Here is a 22,247-nt window from a genome sequence, read left to right on the forward strand (position 1 = left end):
TTTTATCAGTGGCGGTGCGACCATTCTGGACGCTAGATTCGCGCGATCGACCCCAGCGCGGGCACGAGTCGCGAGGAACAAGCCATGGGCCATGTGGTCGTCTTCGGCAATCAGAAGGGCGGTGTCGGCAAGTCGACGCTGGCCGTTCTGTACACATACTGGCTGGCCGAGGTCCGTCGTCAATCCGTGTGCCTGATCGATCTCGACACGCAGGCCAACAGCTCGAAGTCACTGCGCCGGTTCGCAACCGGCACCGGGGTGATCGCTTTGTTCGGGGAGGAAGAGACCTCGGTCGAGATGCCCAGCGGGCAAGCCATCGCGATCGCGACGGTGGCAGGCGGCAAGCAACTGGCCGATGTCGAACTCGCGAAGCCGGAGGTGGTGATTCCCGCATTCCGCAGGCAAGTGATCTGCTTGGCGCGGGACTTCGACACGGTCGTGATCGACACACCGCCGGCGCTCGGCTTGCGCATGAGCGCGGCACTGATCGCTGCGACAGCCGCAGTCTGTCCGATCGAGCTGGAGGAGTACAGCATCGACGGTGTCACTGACATGCTCAAAACGATCTTCGGCGTCAGGCAGCGCTACAACCCGCGGCTGCGGCTGGCTGGCATCGTACTGAACCGGTTCAACCCGCATTCGCTGCGGCAGAAATCTGCGATGCAGGAGCTGGCCTTGAACTTCCGCGAGTTCGTCATTCCTGCTCGTATCTCGATCCGGTCGGCGATTCCGGAATCGCTGGCCGAGGGGCTCCCGGTGTGGCAGTTGCCGAAGAGCGCGGCCCGCGCGGCGAGCACCGAGGTGATGCAGGCGTTCGAGTTGCTGCAGCAGCGCGTCGAGGGGGATGGCGAAGTCGTGCGGGCGGGGACGGGAGGTGAATGTGGGCGGTAGCCTGGATCTGAGTGCGCTGTGCCAGTTCAGGGCGACCGACCTGCTGGCGCAGGCGGCTGCCGTCCACACCGCGGCGGGCGCGCCGCTGCAGGTGATGCTTGACAGCATCGAGTTTGATCCTGCCCAACCGCGTCGTGCCGTGCGGGATGAGGGGCTTGCAGAGCTTGCCGAGTCGATTCGACTGCACGGCGTGCTGGAGCCGGTATCTCTTCGATCGCATCCGGGGCAGGCGAGCTGGTACATCGTCAATCGAGGGGAGCGCAGGGTGCGTGCCGCACGCCGTGCCGGCCTGAGCGTCATTCCCGCTTTCTTAGACGAGCGCGTCGATCCGTTCGCCCAGGCATCCGAGAACCTGCATCGCGAGGACATGTCGCCGTTCGATCTGTCCACTTTCATCATGGAGCGGGAGAGGGAAGGGCATTCGCGCGCAGAGATCGCACGCCGGCTGGGCAAGCCGCGCTCTTTCATCACCGAGGTTGCAAAGCTCTGCGAGGCACCGCAGGACCTGCGCCGAGCGGTGCAGGAAGGACGTATCGGTGGGGATGTGCGGTTGCTGTATCGGTTGGTCGGGGTCGCGCGCGACCGGCCGGAGGCGGTTCAAGCACTTCTGGCGGAAGGTGAGCCGATCAGTCGGGCCGTCCTTGAAGCGATGGCTGCTGGGCTTCCGCCTCCAGCGCCAAGAAGTTCCCCTGGGTCGACGACAGCGTCGGTGGACATGCGCGCGGCAACCAAGGTGGTCAGCGGTGGCCACACGGTCTTGGTGGTAGAGCACGATGGGCGACGTGGAGCCCTGCGCCTCAAGGCCCAAGATGGCAACGTTGGCGAGGTTCGCTTCGGTGATCGCCAGCACAGCCTGCTTCCCCTGGCGGATCTGCGGCCGGTGTGCTGGGCGACGGAGGAATAGCGACGTGGCCGTCCTGTCTCGCTGCTGCCGGCTACGAGGACTGTAGGGCGCTCGTTGTTGTCGAAACGGCGTGAAGGCGCCGGTATTCACGGGGCGTCATTTTCAGGCCGCGCACAAAGGCCCTGCGCATCACTTCCTGGGACCCATAGCCGCATTGCGCGGCGATGGCCTTCAGAGGGCGTGTGCTCGTTTCGATCAGTCGGCAGGCGAAATCGAGACGGATCTGCTGGACGCCGCATCCCGGCGTGAGCCCAGTCGCGCGCACATAAAAGCGCGCGAATGAGCGCGTGGACATGTGGATCTGCTTGGCCAGCCGCTGAATGCTGAGGTCCTCGCGCAGATGCATCGCGATCCACTGATGCAGTGCGGTGAGCCGGGCGTCGTCCGAGGGTTGCTCGATCAACGGACTGCGATAGCGCTTCGCGCCGTAGCGTTGGCTGCGCGGATAGGGCAGGTTCGAAGCGAGCGTGTTCGCGAAGGCTTCTCCCCAGTCTTCTTCGATCCATGACAGGGCCAGGTCCAGCCCCTGACCCGGCTCGATGCTCGGCCACCCGTGTGTGGCGATGCGCTCGGTGAAAGAAGCCGCCCTTTCGCGCACCTGCAATGAAGCCCGCACCACAGGGGCCCTTTGCCGTGGCGCAACGCCAACATCCGGCCCGGGTGGCGATGGGGATCCGGTTTCCAGGACGACACAGCGCACCAGGTGCCCTCGGCTGCTCATGAGCCAGGCATTCAGGCGCAACGCATTCGCTGCCTCGCTGGTAGCCGGAAAAAGCCCCGGCCTGCGGGTCACGACGAGCGTGTTCGCGCGACCCACGAGCTGGGGCGGCAAAGCATTCGTGGACAGCGGCACGCCACTGGAGCTGAGGACGGGACCTCCCGAGACGGAGGCCAGATGCACCTCGTAAGCGCTTTCGCGGTCTTCACGTTCGTGCGCGGCATTGGCCGCTTCGAAGACCGCCAGCATGCTACTGACGTCGACGAGAGGAAATCCAGGCAGCAGCAGGAGCCATACCTTGTGCATTGCGTGAGACCATTGTTTTCATGTTGGGAACAGAGTCGCAGTTCGAACCATCTTCCTGAACCCACGCTGAACCTCATCGCTTGGTGAAGTCAGAGTCCGCCAGATTGGCAGAAATGGTGGTCATTTGCCGCTTCAGGAGCGTGCGGCGCTTCTAGACTGTCTGCCCGTCATCCTCATGGCCCGTGGGAGAGTACCCATGTGCCAATGGCCGAGCTGGAGGTGACGGCGAGGTGGGAAGAGCATCTGATGAACGACTGGACACAAGAGGTTCTTGGTCATTTGATTGAAGCAAGCGAGCCGTCCCAGGTGCTCGAGCAGGTCAGCGCGGCGGCGAGACACCTGGGCTTCGAGCAATGTGCCTACGGTTTGCGCACCTTCCTGCCATTCACCCGACCCAAGACCCGGATGCTCAGCACCTACGACGCGCGCTGGAACCATCGGTATCTGGAAGCGGGCTATCTGCAGATCGATCCCACGATCGCCCATGGGGTGCGCAGCGCGGCACCCGTGATCTGGAGCGATCAGGTTTTCCGCAGAACGCCGCAGATGTGGGACGAGGCCCGCTCTTTCGGTCTTTGCATCGGTTGGGCACAGTCCGTCTTTGAACCCGACGCGCGCATCGGCATGCTGTCGCTGGCGCGTTCGAGCGAGCCGCTCACGGCCGCCGAGATGCGCGCCAAGGACCCGTGGCTCCAATGGCTGGTGAACACCGCTCACCATGCGCTCATGGATCATCTGGGTGGCAGTCCCCTCGCTGGAATCGAGCCGCTCACAAGGCGGCAGCTGGAGGTGTTGCGCTGGACGGCCGACGGCAAGACGAGCGCGGAGATCGCCGTCATCCTGGGCATGTCGAAGTCGACGGTCAACTATCACCTGCGCAACGCCATCGCCAGGCTGCACGCCAACAACAAGAACTCGGCCGTGGCGCTCTCCGCGCGCCTCGGGCTCTTGAACTGAGCGAAGGTCATTGATCGGGACGTGGGATGGCGCCTCTGGTATGGATGCTGCCTAGCTCGAGGAAATGCGGTGCGGGCGCCACGCGCCGTCCACGTCGATGAAGCAGGCGAACAGGTACTGGCCCTCCACCAGCATCGGCGGCGCCATCCGGTGCACGTACAGGCCAGCCCGGCGAAGGATGCGCTCGATGCCCATGGGCGAGACGCTGACCAGTCGCTGTCCGCCCTCGCCGGCAACCACCTGCATCGCCACGCCCAGCATGTCCAGCGCAAGCGAAGGCTCGCCGGGAACCTCGTTGCCTCCGAAATGTGTGCCGTCGACCACGGCGAATCGCGACAGCTCCCAGATCTGCGGCGAGCAGGGGGCCGGGATGTCGCCAAGCAACTGGGGAAACACGGAGGCCAGCAGGTAGGGCCGATGCGTTGGCAGCAGCCGGCTGGTCCCGACGATCTCGCCCTTCGGATTGCGCGCGATCAGGTAGATGGTGTCCTTCCGATCGAACTCGTCCAGCTCGAACCGCGCACGCGTGTGCAGCTGCCAGCCCAGCTTCTCGACGAAGACCTGGTGTCGATAGCGCGCCATGTCGAACAAAAGCCCTGCGGAGAATGAATCGACGGTTCCTGCGATGAACTCCATGGCCTGTCTCCTCTCGACGAACGAGGCCGGATTACAGCTTGATGAAAAGCGCGAGGACACTGACAGAGTTGACAGGGGCGGCGACGGGTATTTCGCCCCTTCGAGGTGTCCGAGCTTCTTGCATACGATGCAAGCCAATCGGACGGATCGCAGGCAGCAGCTGGTTGGCCATCTCAAGAGCTGTTGGCGGAATGACGCCGTGCGCAATGGTTGATCTAGGGAGCGGTCCCGGGAAGACTCTTTCCTTTTCCTTTCTATCGAGCCTGGCCGTGCCTCCTTTCCGCTTCTGTCGCGTCAGTCATCGGCGACGCCCTGGTCGCGCGGCAGATACCGCCGCGCGCACGGCGGTGGCGGCGCTGCGCGGCACGGCAAGGGGCTGAGCACGTGGCGCACAAGCAGATCGCATCCCCGTTTCCTTCGGTCCGACGGCTCAGGCTCCCCGCATCGGTCACGGCGCCGCGCGCGCCAGCGACGCCGGTGCGAAGTCTCTGCGCTTCGCGCATCGGAGCGCAGATCAAGGCGCTTCGCATCGCGTCCGGTGTGTCGGGCGGGCAACTCGCGCAGCACACCGGCCTCTCGGCCTCCATGCTGTCGCGCGTCGAACGTGGCCTGGTCTCCCCCTCGGTGGAGACACTGGAGCGCATCGCCAGCGGACTGGGGGTGGCTGTCTCCCGCTTTTTTTCCGAGGGTTCCGGCAGGGCCGACTTCAGCCACGTTCCGGCCGGCAAGGGCTTGCGCGTGGACTGCGCCGACGCGATGGAAGGCTATGACTATGAGCTGCTCGGGCGGCTGCAGTCCCGAGAGCTAGCCATCGAGCCCTGTCTGATGCACCTGGCGCAAGGCGCACGGTCCGATACAGCGTCGCAGCACCCAGGGCTCAAGTTCCTCTACGTGCTCTCGGGGCGGTTGAGCTATCGCTATGGCACGAAGGTGGTGGGGGTCGGACCTGGAGATTCGCTGCTTTTCGAGGCTGGGGCACCGCACGGGGTTGATGTCATCGCCGAGGGGCCGGTCGTCTGCCTGTGCGCTGTCTTCTCGTTGCGCGATTGAGCGCAGCGGACTGGCCGGCCACTGGCGTCGATCGCCCGCGCGTGGTGGCCTCCAAGCGGCGCCCTGGTTGATCATGTGCTCATGATCGACGCGTCGACCGGATGGTGAAGGCCCCTGCCGCGATGATCAGGATGAGCCCGAGTGCTGCAGAGGGGGCCGGCACGTCTGCCCAGATCACGTAGCCCAGCAGCAAGGCCCAGACGATGAAACTGTAGCGAAAGGGCGTCACAACGGACAGATCGACATCGCGGCAGGCGGCGACCAGTGCATAGCTGCCGAGCGTTGCGCAGCTGGCGGCGGCAGCCAGGGCGGTGATCTCATGCCGTGCAAGCGCCTTCCAGTGCTCGGTGAGGCCCAGGAACACACCGGCCAGGCACACGGCGAGCGTGGCCGCGGCCGTGATGACCACCGAGGGGATCGCACCCGGGATTCGACGCGTCACCAGGTCGCGCGCGGCCAGCGAGGCGGCACACAGCACGGCGCACGCGTGGCCGCTTCCTGCGACATCGGCCCGCGCGGACGGCTGGATCACCAGCAAGACCCCCACGAAGCCAACGGCGGCTGCGACAAGCCGGCTGCTCTTCCAGGGCTCCCAATGCAAAGCCATGGCAGTGACCGCAATCATGAGCGGCGCAGTCATCATGAGCGTGCTGACCGTGGCAAGAGGCGCCAGCGACAGGGCAAGCACGGAGGTGAGCGCGGTCGTGATCTCGAGCCCGCAGCGCGCCCCGACGAGCGGGCACAACGCTGTCCGCCAACGGGTGCGCGCTCCCCACGCAAGGGCCACGGCGAAGAGGCTGGCGAAGAAGCCACGCACGGCGAGGACCTGGCCAGGAGGCAGCTGCTGCGCAGACAGTTTGACGAAAACGTCGTTGAGCACATAGCAGCCCATTGCCACCAGCATGAGGGCGATCCCCCGACGGTTGGCAGATGCGCTAGCCATTGCGGGCAGAGGACGGGGGCGACGGCGGGTCTTGCATGGGCACCGTCTGGGCCGTCGTTCCCGGCCTCGGCCCGAGCGGTGCCCCGCAGCGCTTGAGCACGTCCCAGAGGGACTGTGCCTTCAGGACGATCTCCTCGACTTCGGCATCCGGGTCGGACATCGCAACGATGGCACCACCGGCGCCGATGGAAATCCGGCCGTTGGCAGCCACGAGGGTGCGGATCACGATGTTGAGCTGGGCTGCGCCGTTGAGCGACAGATAGCCGATGCTGCCCGAGTAGATGCCGCGCGATGCGCCCTCGAGTTCATCCAGGATCTTCATCGTGCGCACCTTGGGGGCACCGGTCATCGAACCTCCCGGGAAGGTTGCGCGCACGCAGTCCACGGCCCCGAGGTCCGGACGCAGCCGGCCGCGGATGGTGCTGACCAGTTGGTGCACCGTCGCGTAGGTTTCCACCGCGAACAGGCTGGGCACGTGGACGCTGTCGATTTCGCACACCCGGTTGAGGTCGTTTCGCAGGAGGTCGACGATCATGAGGTTCTCCGCGCGCGTCTTTTCGTCGGCGGCCATCGCCTCGGCGATCTCCAGGTCTTCGTCCGATGTGGCACCGCGTGCTGCGGTGCCCTTGATGGGCTTGGATTCCACGGACCGATCGGCCGATACATGCAGGAAGAGCTCGGGGGAGGCGCACAGCACGGCATGCCCTCCCATGCGCAGGTAGGCTGCATAAGGGGCAGGGTTGTGCTTGCGCAGAGCCCGGTAGACATTGAAGGGGTCGATGCGCCCCTCGCCGACCAATTGGTTCGTGAGACAGACCTCGTAGGTCTCGCCCTGCAGGATCTCGTGCTGGCAACGAAGAATGAGATCGCGGTAGGCGCTCAGGTCCATGCGCCATTGCAGCGAGTGCAGATCGCGGGCCGCATCCGCGCTTGCGCCGCCGGTCGGGGGTTGAGGGCTCTCGATGCATTCGCGCATGGCTTGCATCCAGCGTCGGTTTTTGTCGCCCAGGGCGGGGTCGTCCAGACAGGCGATCCAGACCTGCTGCTCGGCATGGTCGAAGGCAAGGAAGCGGTCGGCAAGGATCCACATCGCGTCTGGCGTGTCGGCGTCGTGCATCAGAGCGCCATCCAGCTCCCGCTTGAGCTCGTAGCCGAAATACCCGACGAAACCGCCGGCGAAGTCGAAAGGCAGGCGCGGACCGGCGGGTTGCTGGCCGGGAATGTGGTCGCGCAGGTAGTCGAAGATGCTTTCTGCGCGTACCTGGCCGATGTCGCCGCGGCGTACCAGCAGCTCGCGCGGCGCCGTGCGGTAGGTCAGTTCCAGGGCGCGAGGGCCACTCGCATCACCCATGAAGGAAAAACGTGCCCTCCCGACTTCGGCAAGGCTGCTGTCCAACCAGAAAGCGCTGTCGCTGCGGGCGAATGCGGCCGCGAAGACGGCTTCGGCATCGACCGCAGTGTCCAGGCATTCTGCGTGGAGTGTGAGCGCCTGTGGCCCCTCGAGCCGCAGCGACGGTCCGAGGCGATCCTGGGCCTCGCGCCACGACGCTTGCGCATGCCATTCCTGCGTCAATTCCCTGAAATTGCGCAGCAGCCTTGCGCCGAACTCCGTGCAGATCGACTCCGGATGGAACTGCACGCCCCACCAGGGGCGCGAGACATGGCGCAGTGCCATCAGGGTTCCGTCAGACGTCCAGGCGAGCGGCTCCAGGGAGGCCGGCAGTTGCGTGACCGCGAGCGAGTGGTAGCGCACGGCCTCGAAGCGGTCGGGGATGCCGAGAAAGAGGTCGCGCTGGGTGTGCGAGATGCGGTCCAGGCGCCCGTGCATGGGCCGTACGGCCAGATCGACGAGCGCTCCGCAATGGTGGGCGATGGCCTGGTGGCCCAGGCAGACGCCGAGGACGGGCTTGCGGGAGCGCCGCAGCGCATCCGCCGAGATGCCCAGATCTGCGGGGCGCTGCGGACGCCCGGGACCTGGCGAGATCACGATGTTGTCGAACGGCATGCGCTCGACCTCGTCCCAACTCATTTCATCGTTACGGACGACGACGGGCGGCTCGGCGTTGCAGGCGGCCAGGTACTGATACAGGTTGTAGGTGAACGAGTCGTGGTTGTCGATCAAGAGGGTGCGCATGGGGACTCCTGGACGCGTGGCCGCACTTGCATCGTTGACGAACCGGAGGTGGATAGCCACTGCGCAATGTGTCAGTTGCCTCAGAGAAGACCATGTGCGAAGCACGCGCTCAGGAAAGGGGTGACCGCGACAGCGCAGAACCACGAATCTCGCGGCTGCGGTGCCTGGAGGCACACGAGGGGCGGTCCATTCGCCGGGCGTTCCGGGAAGCGCGCCCGCCATCGCTCACCTTGCCGGCGCGCCTGGTCGCGTCCAGGGCCGCCAACCAGCTTCAAGAGCCAGCCCAGCCCCTTCGACAGGGCCGGCGGACTGCCCACCGCGCGAAGCTCGGCGAATGCAGCCGTCTGGGTTCCTATAAGTTCGAACCTCCTTGTCGCCGTTCAGGGATGCCGGCACTCGTAGCTGGACGCCTGTGCACGGTCACCGCCGATGTAGTGCGGGTAGCCGGGATAGCGGCACATGGGGCGCGAGGCTTGCATCGCAAACGGCGGAAGGGGCGCCTTCACGACCTGCACCAGCGCATTCGGGGGTGCGTCGCCGGCGCTCACCCACCGGTCCAACGGACCCAGCAGGTCCACCATAGTCGGTAGCGCCGGCCCGCCCGCGACCGCGCGCGAGTTGCCGGAATGCGTCGACCCGGGCGAGACGTAAAGCCGCACAGACCGTTCGGTTGCCGCGGCGCCCATGCGCGCCACGAGGGCATCGTGATATTGGATGCCCATGAGCGCACTCTGCGCGCGATCTCCCGCATTCTCTCGAAGGATCAGCTTGCCGCCGCGAGCGAAGAAAGCCGAGAGGTCCGGGTTCGTGGAGTCCATCAGCGCCGAGGTCGCCTGCACCCGATCGCGGAAGTCCTCGGGGCGGTAGTGGCGCACGTCGTAGTTCTTGTCGCGCGCGATCCCATAACGGATCCAACTGCTCCCATAGATCCACTGCGTGGAGTTGCGTGCGGCGTCCGGCGGCACAGCGGGGGCCGCGGAGCCGGTCACCCAGCGCACCATGCTGACGGCGGAGGGGCCATCGAGGCTGTCCTCGTGGCCGTAGAGCCATTGGGGATAGGTCGTGAGGCCGTTGGCGATGGTGAAGGGAAATACGTAGGGGGAGTGGACGGCTCGCATCAGGCGCAGCTCGGCGTCGGACAGGCAGTGCGTGCCCGCATCGTTGCCGTCAGGGCAGCGCAGGGGCTGCAAGTCCACCCGGGCTTGGCAGCCCATGTAGTTGTTCACGACGCCGTCCGCCAGCCCGTCCAGCGCATCGCAAGCCTCGGAGGTGGCCTTGGCGATGAGCGCCACCTTCCCGGCCTGCAGCCAATCCTTCTGTTGCGGGACCTGGTTTCGAACGAAGGCGTGGAAAAGGCCGGTCCAGTTGATCACGGGAACGACGCTGACGATGCCGTCGTAGTCGGCCGGAAACCGCTGTGCCATGGTCAGCCCTTCACGCCCCCCTTCGGAGCCACCGAAGTAGTACATGTGCTGCGGTGCACGCGCGTAGTACGCGCCCATGACGTCCACGGCCACATCCTTCACCTTCTTGTACGAGGCGAAAGCGAAGTTCTCAAGCATCTCGTCGTTCATTGCAAAGGCGCCGGGCTCGCCGGCCGGGAATACCGAGGACTGGTGGCCGGAGTCCTGGCCGAAGGTCGCATAGCCTCGCGCGATCGGGAGAGCGTCGTCCGGCGCCGCGTCTCGCAGAGGCGTCAAGCCCGTGATCAGCACGCCATTGAATCCTCCGCCCCCGTACTGAACGGCCTTGCCGTTCCAAGCTGTCGGCAGGTTCAATTGGAAGTTGATCGCCTGGGCTGCAGGGTCGCGCGACGCAATCGTGCCACTGACCTTGCAGAACTGCGGAAGCGCAGGCGTGAACGCGCCGCCGCCAACGGTCGCGGCCGAGGCCTGCACAAGAACAGCCGATGTGATCAAGGCCTTGCCGCTGGGCAAAGCTATCGCGCCCGGTGCGATGGCATGGCGGGCAAGGTCGGCGCAGGAGCCTGCGAGCTTGTCGGCGGTCGGGGCCGAGCCACACGCCGACAGGGTCAATGCAAGCAGCGCGAAGCCGGCACGCAAGAGTGCCCAGATATTGAGCTGATTCATGGTGTCTCCAGATTCCTTGAATTCAACCAGCTGTCGTGGTCACAGCACCAATGTACACAGACATGCGGTGGTCCACACTGACCAGGCGTGTTCGCAAGGCTGCCGTGTGCAGCGGCCCGGAACACCATTTGAACGCGGCACCGGGCCTGCCAGGCATGGCTCGACGCGTTCGATCAATGCTATGCAGATAAGTATTCTTATCACGATAGCCACATTCCTTGGCTAAACTGGCGGGGATGAAAACGACCACACCGTGTGGAAGCGGCGCAGAAAGCAGCGAGTTCCCGACCCGGTCGCAGTTGGCTGCGCTGCGTGCGTGGTATGCCGGCCTGTCGGCCCGGGTCGCGGTGGCCCAGTACCTCGGACAGAGCAGGGCGACGGGCCAATCGTCCCGCGCCATGCTGGGAGGAATCCGGCGCCAACTGGCGCAGTACGCGCGGCGGCGGCACCGTGACGACCTGGCCTTGCTGATCACTCATCCCGCAGCGGGGCGGGAGGGGCGTGCCCGGGCAGTGCAAGACGCGATCGAAAAGCTGCAGCAATTGTGCGTGCCCGTCCCCGTGGTGACCGATGCTGTCGATCGCTGGCTGCCGGTGCGCGCAGCGCGTGCTCTGCAAGATTGCGGCATTCGGACGCTGGCAGATCTGACGGTCCGGGTGCCGCGCCGGCGCAGGTGGTGGGCCACCGTGCCCGGACTGGGGGCGCGCAGCGCACGCCAGATCGAGGAGTTCTTTGCTGCGAACCCTGTCCTGACCGAGCGGGCGAGGGCGTTGGTGGTCACGCTCAGGACCGAGATTTCGCCTTGGGAGCACTTGATTGTGCCGCAGGAGGTCGATGGCTCCATGGGTACCTTCAGGGCCCCGCAGGCCACCTGCACGCTGTCGGCGCAAGACGACTACCAGGCCGTCCAGGCTTGGCTTTCTCTGCAGGAATCCGCAGCCACGCAGCGAGCCTATCGAAAGGAGGCCGAGCGGCTCATGCTGTGGGCCATCTTCGAGCGTGGCAAGGCGCTGTCGTCATTGACGACGGAAGATGCCATCGCATACCGCGCCTTCTTGCGTCGACCATCTCCGCAGGATCGATGGGTCGGTCCGGCACGACCACGCACCTCCTCCGAGTGGAGGCCCTTCCAGGGCGCCCTGGCGCCGCGTTCGATCGCATATGCACTGTCCGTGATCGGGGCGTTGTACCGCTGGCTGATCGAGCAGCGCTACGCGCTGGCCAATCCCTTCGCCGGCGTGAAGGTCAAGGGTGCGGGGCGCAGCGGTGCATTCGATGGATCCCGAGTGTTCACAGAACACGACTGGACACTGATCCGCACCACGGCCGACGGCATCGAATGGATCGGTGGTTGGAGCAGGGAGGGGGCCCAGCGACTGCGCTTCGTGCTGGATTTCTGGTACGCGACAGGCCTTCGACCCAGTGAAATGGCCGACGCTCGACTGGGCGACATCGAGCACGATGCTCAGGGCGATGTTTGGCTGAGAGTTGTAGGCAAAGGCCTCAAGTACGGCAGAGTCGCCTTGCCGCTGCTGGCCCGTGGTGCGCTTGACCGGTATTTGGCGCAGCGGAGTTTGCCGGTGTCCCCGGCGCACTGGAGCCCCAAGACCGCCCTGATACCTGGCCTGGCCGAGGACGAAACCGGTATCGGTGCATCGCGCCTGTGGTCCGTGATGCGCCGCTTTTTCCTTCACGCCGCACACGCGCTGGAAAAGGTGAATGCGTCCACTGCAGACAAGCTCAGACGCGCAACCCCACACTGGATGCGGCATACCCATGCAACCCATGCCTTGGCACGTGGCGCCGAACTGGTGACCGTGCGAGACAACTTGCGGCACGCCTCGGTAGCGACCACCTCGGTGTACCTGCATACAGACGAGGTCAAGAGGGCGCGGCAAATGGGAGAGGCTTTTCCGGCTCGCTCCTCCAGCGCGGCGTAGGTTGCTGCCGTTGATTTGTACAAATGCGTACGTTACAAACCGGCGGCAAGTCATTGATTTATAACGGTCGAGGGGCTGTCTGGAATGCACACTCTTGGCTATTTCGCTTGCACAAATTGTTCGCAGAATCTCGGTTTCGCAAAATCTGTTCGCAAGGTGTGCCATGCCCCAGTCCGCCCGACGTCCTTCTCACGGTCACCCGGGCGAAGCATCCTGCGGACGACGAGGCTACCGTCGCTGCTACCCCGAAATGATCGATCCTGGCTTCGATCCACCCTTGCAGGTATTGCTTTCGGAACAGGCCAGCGAATGGTTGTGAGGCGGCGAGAGTAGATCGCACGCCTCTCTGTAGTCACTTGAGAGCGGCCGAATTGAGGAAGTCGCCCGGTGGACTGGCGGTTTTCCGATGGGCGGGTAGCCCTTGCGATATGACCTTCGGGCGGCTCCAAGTCGCCGGACCTCTCAAGAACTCTGGCAGCTGTAGCTCCCGCCCCCAGCGCAATGTTGAACGCCGGGCTGGAGGAAGAATTCCATCGAAGCATCGCGCGTGGATGTGCCGCCCACGGCGGTCGCGACGTCGTTGAAATACTTGACCGAAACCCTTGTAGCTGATCGCCCAATCGTTCGTTTCATGGGCAAGGATCATCTTGCCGCCTTGTCCGAAGAAGGAGCGCAGGTCTGGCGTCGCATCGAGCGTGGTCGCGGCCACCGTGCCCTGCACGAGCTGGAGGAGGCGGGGCCTGCTTCACATTCACTACGGCGGCATCAACGTGCTGAACATCGAGGGTCTTCGAGCGTACGTGCGCGAACACGCGGAGTGAGTGCCTTGTGCGATCCGATCGTCGTCACCGCCAAGGCGGCACGAAAAATGGTCGCGACAGCGAGTCTGGTCGGAGCCGCCCAGCACGCTTGTTTCGGGCTGATGCAAGCCCTCGGGTCCGACACCTTTACCCCCGCTAGGTGGAATCGGGCGTCGAAAAATTGCTGCATCTTCTTTCCAGCGCGCCCAGCCGGGCGACTTCGATTTCCAGCGCATGGATGCGCGTTTCCAGGTTGTCAACATAGGACTCGTTCATCCCTTCGAGCGCCTGCACGAGTTTTCGCCAGAAGTCTGGCGCACGTTGTTTATAGCGTTGCGGGGACTCAGCCGGAAGTCTGCCGCACGTTATACAAGGAGGGGCCGGAGCGTGTGCCCAGCCGAGCTGGCTGCATACCTGCGTCTTGCCAACTCGGCGGGCACGCTGAAGGTACGCAACCCGCTTCAGGCAGCGGACTTGTTCCTGTCGATGTTCCTGGGCTCCGGGCACATCCGCGGACTGCTGAAGCTCGAAATGCCGGACACCCAGGAAAACAAGGCTCTTCTGCGAGAGGCTGTTCGGGTCTTCATGGCGGCCTACGGCGCGTAGTTGCACTGCAACTGTTCCACTCACAGATCAAGAACGGAGGAGAAGGGGATTGATAGATCAAAGGCGTTGTTGACGACGATGTCGATCCGTCCGAAAGCCCCAACGACCTCCCAGCCTCCGTACCGCTGGCGACGTGGACTTCGTGGATTCAACTCGGTGGTACACGGCCCGCGCTTCCGGCTCGCACCACGCGATGGATGAAGTCAAGCTTCTCGATCACCGGCGGGACAATGATGAATGGGTAGCTGTCGTGCGCGCCGAGGCTTCGGTCCATCGCGTTGATGAATTGTGAGACCGGCAGCCATTGTAGGACGATGAGCTCGCGGATCGATTCGGCATTCAGGTCAAGTGGACGCACCTTCAAGGCCGGACCGGACGGCGAGGGCAACTCCAGGTGTGTGCCCCATGACGCGGCTGTTTCCAGGCCATCCACCAGGTGCAGGTAATGGGCCCAGGTCTCCGCCCAGTCTTCCCACGGATGCGAACTCGCGTATGCGCTGATGAAGTTTTGAGGCCAATCGAGGGCCGGCCATGCATAGTGGGTGTTCAATGCCGAGTCATAGTCCGCGCGCTCGTCTCCGAAGAGAGATCGGTACTCCGTGACCCATGGCGTGTCGCGCACCAGCCGATCCCAGTAGTAGTGGCCAATCTCGTGGCGAAAGTGACCCAGCAGCGTGCGGCTGGGCTCGTGCATCGAAAGGCGGATGTGCTCGCGGCAGGCATCGTCCGCCTCGGCAATGTTGAGCGTGATGACGCCTTCGTCATGTCCAGTGAGCACCTGCTGCTGCGGGTTCATCTGCTCGAGAAACTCGAACGACAAGCCATTGACGGGGTCTTCGTGCTTGTTGGGTGTCGGCAGCCCGAGTTCGATGAGCGTGTAGAAGAGCCGGCGCTTGGCCTGTTCGAGTGCCGCCCAGTAGCCATGGTTTTCCGACTTGGTCAGCGCAGGAATCGTCTGGGTTGTTCGGCACGACAAACAAAGGCCATGGTCGGTGAGAGAGCGCGCCATCCAGTTGCATCCATTCGCCTTGCGATTGGCGCAAGGCCTGTATGCGGGACCTTCCGAGCCCAGGCGGCGCCATGAATCCTCATCCGAAATCTCGAAAGCAAGCATGCGCTGCGCGTCCGGAGCGTAGCCAAGGAACGAGCTGCAAACTTCGCAGCGGAGGTTTTCGAAGAACACGCGATTGCCGCACTCCGAGCAGATCATCTGCTTCACGTGGGCACCCTGGTATCGGCATCGAGCGTGCTTTTCAACGACGCTTCCTGATGCGCGTCGGCTTCCATGTTTCGATTCACAGTGGGGTTCCGTTCCGAGGTTGCCGAGGACGCGGTCGTCCCGGCTGTGCGGCCTGCTTGCGCGGTGATTCATCCCCTGAAAGGATCTTCCTCGACCAGGAGCGGGGGATTTCGATCTTCGGTACTTGCGCGCGAATCATTCTGCGCTCCCAACCTTGATGACGTCAGAGAAATTGGATCGCGTTGATGTGGGATGCGGTGCCATCCGGTCTGCTGCGGTTGGGCGCTGCAGGTTGGACAAGGTGCAGAAATCCGTTCGGCTCTTTCCATCAGCACCCATGGTGCCAGTGCCGTTGCGCTGGTGTCCTCGCAGGTCCATCATGCATGAAATCAAGCTTTCGCGAACGGATCGGCGATGGAACAAATACAAAATCTCATACAGGTCGAAACCGGACCACGCCATGTCATTCAGGGCACATACCAAGGAGTCCGCATAGAAGTTGTCGCTGGCTACAGCATCGATACGGACGAGTGGCTGTTTCATGTACTTATTCACGACAACCAGGGGCGTGCTGATCGCTTGACGGATTGCCCGACCACCCATCGGGCCCATGGGCTGCAAGACGCCATTGATCTGGGCCTGGAGCTCGCCGTGTCACACCTCAAAAACCGCTGAGCTCTTGGAGCTCGCGAAGGCACGTTCGCGGTGGCAGCCGGCGTGCATCACAGGCGAAGATCGATCTGCAGGCTATCCGCCCCCAATCGCCGTGAGGCCACCGCCTGCACCGTGCCGCCTCTGCGATGCAGGCGCAGGTCCGCCGTCCCCTGGGGCAGCCACAAGTCACGCAGCACGAACTCATCGATCTCGCTGGGAAACACCGGTTGAGCCACCACGATGCGACCGTGCAAGGCATCGATGTCGATGCCCAGACAACCTTGCAGCAGCATGAATACCGAGCCGGCGGCCCAAGCCTGCGGCAGGCAAGCCACCGGATAGGACACGGGCGCTTCGCCGCGTGCCCTTTCGAAACCACAGAACAACTCGGGCAGGCGCATGCCGACCTGGCTGGCGCATTCGAACATCTCGCTCGTCAGCCGCGCCGTACTGTCTCGCTCACCGTAACGCGCCATGCCGGCAGCACACAAGGCCACGTCATGCGGCCAGACTGAGCCGTTGTGGTACGACATGGGGTTGTATCGGATGGCCTTGGATGACAGCGTGCGCAATCCCCAGCCCGACTCGAGCCCGGAGGCCAGCAGCCGCCGTGCCACGGCGCGCCCGCGCGCCTCGCTGGGCAGCCCGGTGTACAGCAGGTGGCCTGCATTGGAGGTATAGACACGGCAGGGTGCACCAGCCCCATCCAGCGCGAGCGCGTAGAACTGCATGTCCTCCTGCCAGAAGCGCGATTCCACCCGTTCGGCCCAGGCTTCGGCGGCTTCCGCGTACGGTACGGCTTCCGCGTCGTTGCCGAGCCACTTCGCCAGCATCGCCATGCCCCTGAGCGCGGCGACCGCATAGCCTTGCACCTCGACCAGAGCGATGGGGCCTTCGGGTGTGCGCCCGTCTTCGTGGAAGATCGCGTCGTGGCTGTCCTTCCAGCCTTGGTTGGCCAAGCCGGATGCCTGGGCACGCGCGTAGGACAGGAACCCGCCGTGACGGCTGGCGTTGCGCTGGATCCAGCCCGTCGCCGCCACCAGCGCGGGCCATAGTCCCGCGATGAAAGAACGGTCGGCGGTGCGCCGCGCATACGCCGCGGCCAGTGTAACAAACAGGGGCGTCGTGTCCACGCCGCCGTAGTAGCGCCCGAAGGGCAGCTCGCCCATGGCGGTCATTTCCCCTTTGCGCAGCTCGTGCATGATCTTGCCGGGCTCTGCATCGTGGAATGCCGAGGTTTCCTGCGCCTGGTGGCTGGCGAGGTACGCCAACACGCCACGCGCCAGCAATGGCTTGAGCCACAGCGTTTGCAGCGCGGTGATGATGGCATCGCGACCGAAGGGGGTGGAAAACCAAGGGATGCCTGCGTAAGGGTAGGGGCCCGTCGGCAATGCCGTGGTCAGCAGCGCGAGGTCGGCACCTGAGCGGTCCAGCCAGGCTTGGAACTGTCGGGACGAGGTCCGTATCCGCGCACCGCCGCGCTGGCGGATGCGCATGCTGCGCCGGGCGGCCGCGCCCGCAGCCCTGAACTGCGCCCGCGCCGGGGCCGACGCGGCTGGGCCGATGTCCACGTACAGCGCGATATCCTCCCGGCCACCCAGGACGAGATCGAAGTGGCAGCGTCGCTCGTCGATGGTGGTGGGCTGGATCGAGAAAGCCAGCCGAGTGCGCCGCGTGAGGCCGTCCAACCCCCGGTAGCTCAGTTCGATGCTCGCGCCTTGCACTCGAGGCGCGAGAAACTCCCCCCGCTGCGGACGACACTCTCCGCGTACCTCGAAGGTGTCGCTGAAATCCGCACCATAGACCAGGCCGAGCTGCAGCCGCGTGACCATCGTGCTGTAGTTGCTGAGTGTGATGCGCTCGCGCAGCAGACCGTCCCAAAGGAGGCGCCGCCGCTCGATGTGCACCACGCCTTGAGGCAATGAATCGCCGCCGAGAGGAGGCAGCGGTCGATTGGTGAGGTGCGCGGTGAAGAAGACGTTGTCACGGCTCACGTCGCTGGACAGCAGGGTCGGTCGTGCGCCCTCCAGCAGGAGGTGGAAGCACGACAGCAGCCGCGTATCGTCCTGAAAGAAGCCATCGCTCGAGCCCGCGATGTCACCATAGGTGTCGGCCACCACAAAGCTGTCGCCGTCCTTGAGAACGAAGAGGTGGTCTGGCGTGCGCGGCACCGAGGTGTCCGCAGTGGTGGACCGAGGGGGTTGAGTACACTCGGGAGGAGGTGGGGTCATGCCACCTCGCTCTCGTGCAGACGACGGGCATGCGCCAATTGCCAGTAGAGGTGGGCGTAACGCTTGGCCATTGCCTGCGCGGTGAAGCGCTCGTCGAACGCCCGACGCACACGCGCGCGAGACAGGCCACCGATGCTGTGCACCGCCTTCACGGCCCCGGCGATGTCGTCGACGATGAGGCCCGAAATGCCGTGCTGCACGACCTCCGGAACGGAACCGCAGCGCCAGGCGATGACCGGCGTGCCGCATGCCATCGCCTCGATCATGACGAGCCCGAAGGGCTCGGGCCAGTCGATCGGAAACAGGAGGGCTCGCGCGCCGCCAAGAAAGGCACTCTTCTGAGCGTCGCCGATCTCGCCCACGAACTCGATCAGTGGATGATCCAGCATCGGTCGGATGCAGGTGTCGAAGTAGATGCGGTCAGCGGCGTCCACCTTGGCCGCGATCTTCAGGGACACGCCGGTGGCCTTCGCTATCTCGATCGCCCGATCGGGCCGCTTCTCCGGCGAGATCCGCCCGAGAAAGGCGAGGTAGCCGTCCTGTGCCTGCGGGCTGAACCGGTATTGGTCGGGCAGCATGCCGTGCTGCACCGTGGCATACCAGTTGGCATCTGGCAGCGGGGCGCGCTGGCTACGGGAAATGGATACCAGCGGGTACAAGGGCCAGCGCGCATAGACGTCGCGCAGATCGTCAATGTCGAGCCGACCATGCAGCGTCGTGAGCGTACGTTCCGGCATGCCCTCAAAGAAGGGAAAGTGGATCAGGTCTACGTGAAAGTGAATGACGTCGAACGCATCGGCCCGCTGCCGCACCTCATGGATCATCGCGAGGTGGCTCGCCAGGTCCGAGTTAAGGCGCCCGCTATCCAGCCGCAGCGGTTGGGCACGTGTCGCTACCAGGCGGGCCTTGGTCTGGGTCTCACCTGCGGCGAACAGCGTGACTTCGTGTCCCTGGTCAACCAATGCGTCGGTGAGATGCGCTACGACCCGCTCAGTGCCGCCGTACAGCTTGGGCGGCACTGCCTCAAACAGCGGGGCTACCTGTGCGATCCTCATGCCGTCACTCCTGTGTCCGCGCTTTCGAGCATGAGGATCAAGAACATCGTAGACCCATGCGTTTCAGGCGTGGCTCACCATCGCCCTGCGCGAGCGGATCAGCTCGGCATAGTCGATCGCGTCGGAGAACCGATCGTAGCGATAGCTCTCGAAGGTGTACTGGTGGCCGTCGAAGCCGATTGCCAGCTCCTTCATCCGAGTAGCCGCAGCCGCGGGTTCACTGGCCAGATCGACTCTCGGCTTGTGAGGCACGAAGTTGGAACGGCCACCTTCGTCGAGGAGCGAGTCTTCGGCCTGAATGGCCTCGGGCGAGCTATTGTCAGTGGCAGAACGACCGCATAGGAAGGTCAGACCGAATGCGGCCCTGCCCTGCGTGAATTGCAGGTAGTACCAACTCGCAATGACGTCTAGCAGAGGAATGCATGCTGCGATCAGCAGTGCAAACATGAGATAGGTGATCAAGGTCATGTGACCTCCCAAAAGGTAGGCGTTCGCACCGGCGGAGAACGCCGAGGTGGCCGAACTACCGCTTGCGGACCTCTCAGCTTGAGCAGAGGGAAGCCATGAGAGCCTTCACGGGAAGATCGTCGGCGATGGTGTTGGTGAGACATTGCTGTCTCCTTCGGGTGGCATGCCGAATGGCGTGCGGCAGATCATCATCCGCCTATAACCGCTAATCACCTAGCATTGCTTTGACCTATCTTCTGTGGTGCCAATGTGACCTGCCCCCTTTAGAAGTGCCAGTGTTGAGTTAGCGAGTCCAAGGTTGTGGAGACTACTTGATCTCCGGTGATTGCCTTGCATCGCCAGCGCGCTGGCGATGCAAGGCAGCAGAGCGGGCCGGCGAGATGCGCCCCAGTGAACTGTGGGGCCGCACCTCGTTGTAGTCGCGCCGCCATCGGGCCACCTCCCGGAGAGCCTGCACCAGCGTCTCGAACCATTGCTCGTTCAGGCACTCATCCCTGAACTTGCCGTTGAAGCTCTCGATGTAGGCGTTCTGGGTCGGACAGCCTGCATCGTTGAGCAGGTGCCGAACGCCGCGTGCCGCCGCCCACGCCATGAAAGCCCGGCTGGTGAACTCCGGCCCCTGGTCGGTGCGGATGGCCGACGGGTAGCCGCGGAACTGCGCTGCCTGGTCCAGCAAGCGCACGACGTACTTGCCACCCATGCCGTGGTCCACCGCGATGTCCACGCACTCGCGGCTGAAGTCATCGACCACCGTCAGGCACTTGATGCGCCGGCCGTTGGCCAGCGCGTCCATCACAAAGTCCGCGCTCCAGGTGTCATTGACGTGCTGGCTGGCGGCCAGGGGCTGGCGCTCGCCCGTGGGGCGTTTGACCTTGCGGCGCTTGCGCACCGACAGATTGGCCAGCTTGTACAGGCGCCACACGCGCTTGTGGTTCACCTGATGGCCTTCCAGGGCCAACAGGTCATGGATGCGCCGGTAGCCGAAGCGTCGGCGCTCATACGCCAGCTCGACGATGCGCGTGCTCAGGCTGGCCGTGGTGACCGAAGTGGTTCTCCATGTACGAAACCGTCTCCGATGCGTTGTTGCGCTTGGCGCTTGCCGATGCGAAGGCAGGTCTACCGGTGCTTGCGCTCGTGCGCGTCGAGGTGTTGCCTTTCCTCTGCTCGTTTGCCGATCTGCTCTGGCATGCCTTTGATCGTCGGCTAACGGTGGTCTTGCATGTCGATTCGGAATGTCCGCCCTGGTGGGTCGACCCCGACGCACTCGAGGAGGCGTTGCTGCGGCTGGTGCTGCAAGCGCGCGCAGATGCGCCGCCCATCGGCCGCATGGTGTTTCGGGTGGTAGCGCCGGCCAACGGGGAAAACGGGCACTTCCTCTTGCTCGAGGCGATGACGAGGGCAGGCGAAATAGCCTTTCCCTGCGAGTTGCACGTGGACGGTGCGCAACTCCCCGCGACAAGCGGCAGGGCCCCGGTCCCAAGCGGGGGACTATCGAAGCTTCACGATTTTGCCGCCCAATCCGGGGGCTGGCTGCGTGTTGATCGGCGCCGGGACGCGGGACGAGCGTCAGCCTCTGGCTACCTGCATTCGATTTTGCGGGAGTGCAAGGCAGAGCTATCGGCTGAATGGTTCGACTCCGAGGAGCTGTTGCCCTGACGGAACACCGATTACCGGATGGACCAGAGATGCATCTCATGAGGGATTTTGGCTACCCGGAGTGTCCGCGCCGAAGTAGAACTGAACCACCGCGAGTCCCGCTCTCCAGCGGGCTAATTAGCAATATTATTTAACATAACATAAATTGGATAAAACTCACGTGTGGGAGCAAAGTTGTAATGTCGCATTCCAGCAAAGTTCAAATGTCGCAAAGCTCGCTGCCCCGAGCTCCGAGGCATAGCCACGGCGACACCTGCTGCGACGATCACTATGACGATGCGCGAGGTCGATCGGCTCAAGACGATTCAGGCGGTGGTCGACCGGATGCTGCGGGTCGCCCAGGCCGCGCAGCGGCTTGGCATGAGCCGAAGGCAGATCGAGCGGCTGGTGAGCCGCTACCTGGACGATGGGCCCTCCGGCCTGGTCTCACGCAAGTGCGGGCGTCCCAGCAATAACCAGCTGGCCGCAGGGATTGCCGAGCGCGCCGTCGAGCTCATTCGCGAGCGCTACGCCGACTTCGGCCCGACACTGGCCGCCGAGAAGCTGAAGGAATGTCATGGCGTCGTATTCAGCAAGGAAACCGTTCGGGCTCTGATGGTGGCGACAGGCCTATGGACGCCCCGCAGCAGCGCGCCCCCAAGATCCACCAGCCGCGCAACTGCCGGTCCTGCCTGGGTGAACTGATCCAGATCGATGGCAGCGACCACGCCTGGTTCGAAGACCGCGCGCCGGCCTGTACGCTGCTGGTGTTCGTCGACGACGCGACCAGCCGATTGATGCAGCTGCACTTCGTGCCGACCGAGTCGGCCTTCGCGTACTTCGAAACCACGCGGTCGTACCTCGAGGAACATGGCAAGCCCGTGGCGTTCTACAGCGACAAGGCCGCCATCTTCCGTTCAGCGCGCGACTCGACCGACTTCGGCCGCGGCACGACGCAATACGGCCGTGCACTGTTCGAGTTGAACATC

The 22,247-nt window shown here is 64.2% G+C and carries 18 protein-coding genes and 3 pseudogenes; 8 read left to right on the forward strand and 13 right to left on the reverse strand.

Going from position 1 to position 22,247, the window contains the following annotated elements; all coding sequences use genetic code 11:
* Positions 1-84: 84 nt before the first annotated feature.
* Positions 85-891, forward strand: a complete 807-nt coding sequence (locus ACAM57_RS34185; protein ID WP_369662627.1) for a ParA family protein — start codon at positions 85-87, stop codon at positions 889-891.
* Positions 881-1,795 carry a ParB/RepB/Spo0J family partition protein gene (locus tag ACAM57_RS34190; protein WP_369662628.1) on the forward strand — a complete coding sequence of 305 codons (915 nt, stop codon included), beginning with the start codon at positions 881-883 and terminating at the stop codon, positions 1,793-1,795. The genes ACAM57_RS34185 and ACAM57_RS34190 overlap by 11 nt, the downstream gene beginning before the upstream one ends.
* 31 nt (positions 1,796-1,826) lie before the next feature.
* On the opposite strand, the gene ACAM57_RS34195 is transcribed toward ACAM57_RS34190, so the two are convergent.
* Complete coding sequence (locus ACAM57_RS34195; RefSeq protein WP_369662629.1) at positions 1,827-2,762, reverse strand: GlxA family transcriptional regulator; 936 nt, start codon at positions 2,760-2,762, stop codon at positions 1,827-1,829.
* 261 nt (positions 2,763-3,023) lie between these two features.
* Here ACAM57_RS34195 and ACAM57_RS34200 point away from each other — a divergent pair, with 261 nt between their 5' ends.
* Positions 3,024-3,776, forward strand: a complete 753-nt coding sequence (locus tag ACAM57_RS34200) for an autoinducer binding domain-containing protein (protein ID WP_369662630.1) — start codon at positions 3,024-3,026, stop codon at positions 3,774-3,776.
* Between the two features lie 51 nt (positions 3,777-3,827).
* Here the strand turns inward: ACAM57_RS34200 and ACAM57_RS34205 are convergent, their stop codons facing one another.
* The gene (locus ACAM57_RS34205; protein WP_369662631.1) at positions 3,828-4,412 is read right to left on the reverse strand and encodes an acyl-homoserine-lactone synthase; all 585 of its coding nucleotides are present in this window, start codon (positions 4,410-4,412) and stop codon (positions 3,828-3,830) included.
* 477 nt (positions 4,413-4,889) lie between these two features.
* Between ACAM57_RS34205 and ACAM57_RS34210 the strand changes: the two genes are divergently transcribed.
* Complete coding sequence (locus ACAM57_RS34210; RefSeq protein WP_369662914.1) at positions 4,890-5,462, forward strand: helix-turn-helix domain-containing protein; 573 nt, start codon at positions 4,890-4,892, stop codon at positions 5,460-5,462.
* 79 nt (positions 5,463-5,541) lie between these two features.
* Here ACAM57_RS34210 and ACAM57_RS34215 read toward each other — a convergent pair whose 3' ends face one another.
* From ACAM57_RS34215 to ACAM57_RS34225, 3 genes are all read right to left on the reverse strand, one after another.
* Positions 5,542-6,366 (reverse strand): DMT family transporter, encoded by an 825-nt coding sequence (locus ACAM57_RS34215; RefSeq protein ID WP_369662632.1) that lies wholly within the window; start codon positions 6,364-6,366, stop codon positions 5,542-5,544.
* Between the two features lie 31 nt (positions 6,367-6,397).
* Positions 6,398-8,539 carry an aminodeoxychorismate synthase component I gene (gene pabB, locus ACAM57_RS34220; RefSeq protein WP_369662633.1) on the reverse strand — a complete coding sequence of 714 codons (2,142 nt, stop codon included), beginning with the start codon at positions 8,537-8,539 and terminating at the stop codon, positions 6,398-6,400.
* Between the two features lie 380 nt (positions 8,540-8,919).
* Positions 8,920-10,629 carry a tannase/feruloyl esterase family alpha/beta hydrolase gene (locus ACAM57_RS34225; protein WP_369662634.1) on the reverse strand — a complete coding sequence of 570 codons (1,710 nt, stop codon included), beginning with the start codon at positions 10,627-10,629 and terminating at the stop codon, positions 8,920-8,922.
* A 236-nt stretch (positions 10,630-10,865) separates the two neighbouring features.
* On the opposite strand from ACAM57_RS34225, the gene ACAM57_RS34230 reads away from it, so the two are divergent.
* A complete protein-coding gene (locus tag ACAM57_RS34230; RefSeq protein ID WP_369662635.1) occupies positions 10,866-12,569 on the forward strand; it encodes a phage integrase family protein in 1,704 nt (567 codons plus the stop codon).
* 956 nt (positions 12,570-13,525) lie between these two features.
* Here ACAM57_RS34230 and ACAM57_RS34235 read toward each other — a convergent pair.
* The gene (locus ACAM57_RS34235) at positions 13,526-13,663 is read right to left on the reverse strand and encodes a hypothetical protein (RefSeq protein ID WP_369662636.1); all 138 of its coding nucleotides are present in this window, start codon (positions 13,661-13,663) and stop codon (positions 13,526-13,528) included.
* Positions 13,664-13,756: 93 nt separating this feature from the next.
* Here ACAM57_RS34235 and ACAM57_RS34240 point away from each other — a divergent pair, with 93 nt between their 5' ends.
* Complete coding sequence (locus ACAM57_RS34240; RefSeq protein ID WP_369662637.1) at positions 13,757-13,975, forward strand: TetR/AcrR family transcriptional regulator C-terminal domain-containing protein; 219 nt, start codon at positions 13,757-13,759, stop codon at positions 13,973-13,975.
* Positions 13,976-13,998: 23 nt separating this feature from the next.
* Here the strand turns inward: ACAM57_RS34240 and ACAM57_RS34245 are convergent.
* From ACAM57_RS34245 to ACAM57_RS34275, 7 genes and pseudogenes are all read right to left on the reverse strand, one after another.
* Positions 13,999-14,085 (reverse strand): annotated as a pseudogene (locus tag ACAM57_RS34245) (3-oxoacyl-ACP reductase); the annotation flags it as partial.
* 38 nt (positions 14,086-14,123) lie between these two features.
* The gene (locus ACAM57_RS34250) at positions 14,124-15,185 is read right to left on the reverse strand and encodes a putative zinc-binding metallopeptidase (RefSeq protein WP_369662915.1); all 1,062 of its coding nucleotides are present in this window, start codon (positions 15,183-15,185) and stop codon (positions 14,124-14,126) included.
* A gap of 225 nt (positions 15,186-15,410) precedes the next feature.
* Positions 15,411-15,758, reverse strand: a complete 348-nt coding sequence (locus ACAM57_RS34255) for a hypothetical protein (RefSeq protein WP_369662638.1) — start codon at positions 15,756-15,758, stop codon at positions 15,411-15,413.
* Positions 15,759-15,937: 179 nt separating this feature from the next.
* Positions 15,938-18,040 (reverse strand): glycogen debranching N-terminal domain-containing protein, encoded by a 2,103-nt coding sequence (locus ACAM57_RS34260; RefSeq protein WP_369662639.1) that lies wholly within the window; start codon positions 18,038-18,040, stop codon positions 15,938-15,940.
* A 56-nt stretch (positions 18,041-18,096) separates the two neighbouring features.
* Positions 18,097-19,155 (reverse strand): glycosyltransferase family 4 protein, encoded by a 1,059-nt coding sequence (locus ACAM57_RS34265; RefSeq protein WP_369662640.1) that lies wholly within the window; start codon positions 19,153-19,155, stop codon positions 18,097-18,099.
* A 63-nt stretch (positions 19,156-19,218) separates the two neighbouring features.
* The gene (locus tag ACAM57_RS34270; protein WP_369662641.1) at positions 19,219-19,623 is read right to left on the reverse strand and encodes a hypothetical protein; all 405 of its coding nucleotides are present in this window, start codon (positions 19,621-19,623) and stop codon (positions 19,219-19,221) included.
* A gap of 307 nt (positions 19,624-19,930) precedes the next feature.
* A pseudogene (locus tag ACAM57_RS34275) lies at positions 19,931-20,656 on the reverse strand (IS3 family transposase); the annotation flags it as partial.
* A gap of 23 nt (positions 20,657-20,679) precedes the next feature.
* Here ACAM57_RS34275 and ACAM57_RS34280 point away from each other — a divergent pair.
* Positions 20,680-21,279, forward strand: coding sequence for a hypothetical protein (locus ACAM57_RS34280; RefSeq protein WP_369662919.1), 600 nt, complete (start codon positions 20,680-20,682; stop codon positions 21,277-21,279).
* Positions 21,280-21,549: 270 nt separating this feature from the next.
* Positions 21,550-22,247, forward strand: a pseudogene (locus tag ACAM57_RS34285) (ISNCY family transposase); the annotation flags it as partial.

Origin of the sequence: Variovorax sp. V15 (assembly GCF_041154425.1) — a bacterium.
Taxonomy (GTDB): Bacteria; Pseudomonadota; Gammaproteobacteria; order Burkholderiales; family Burkholderiaceae_C; genus Variovorax; species Variovorax guangxiensis.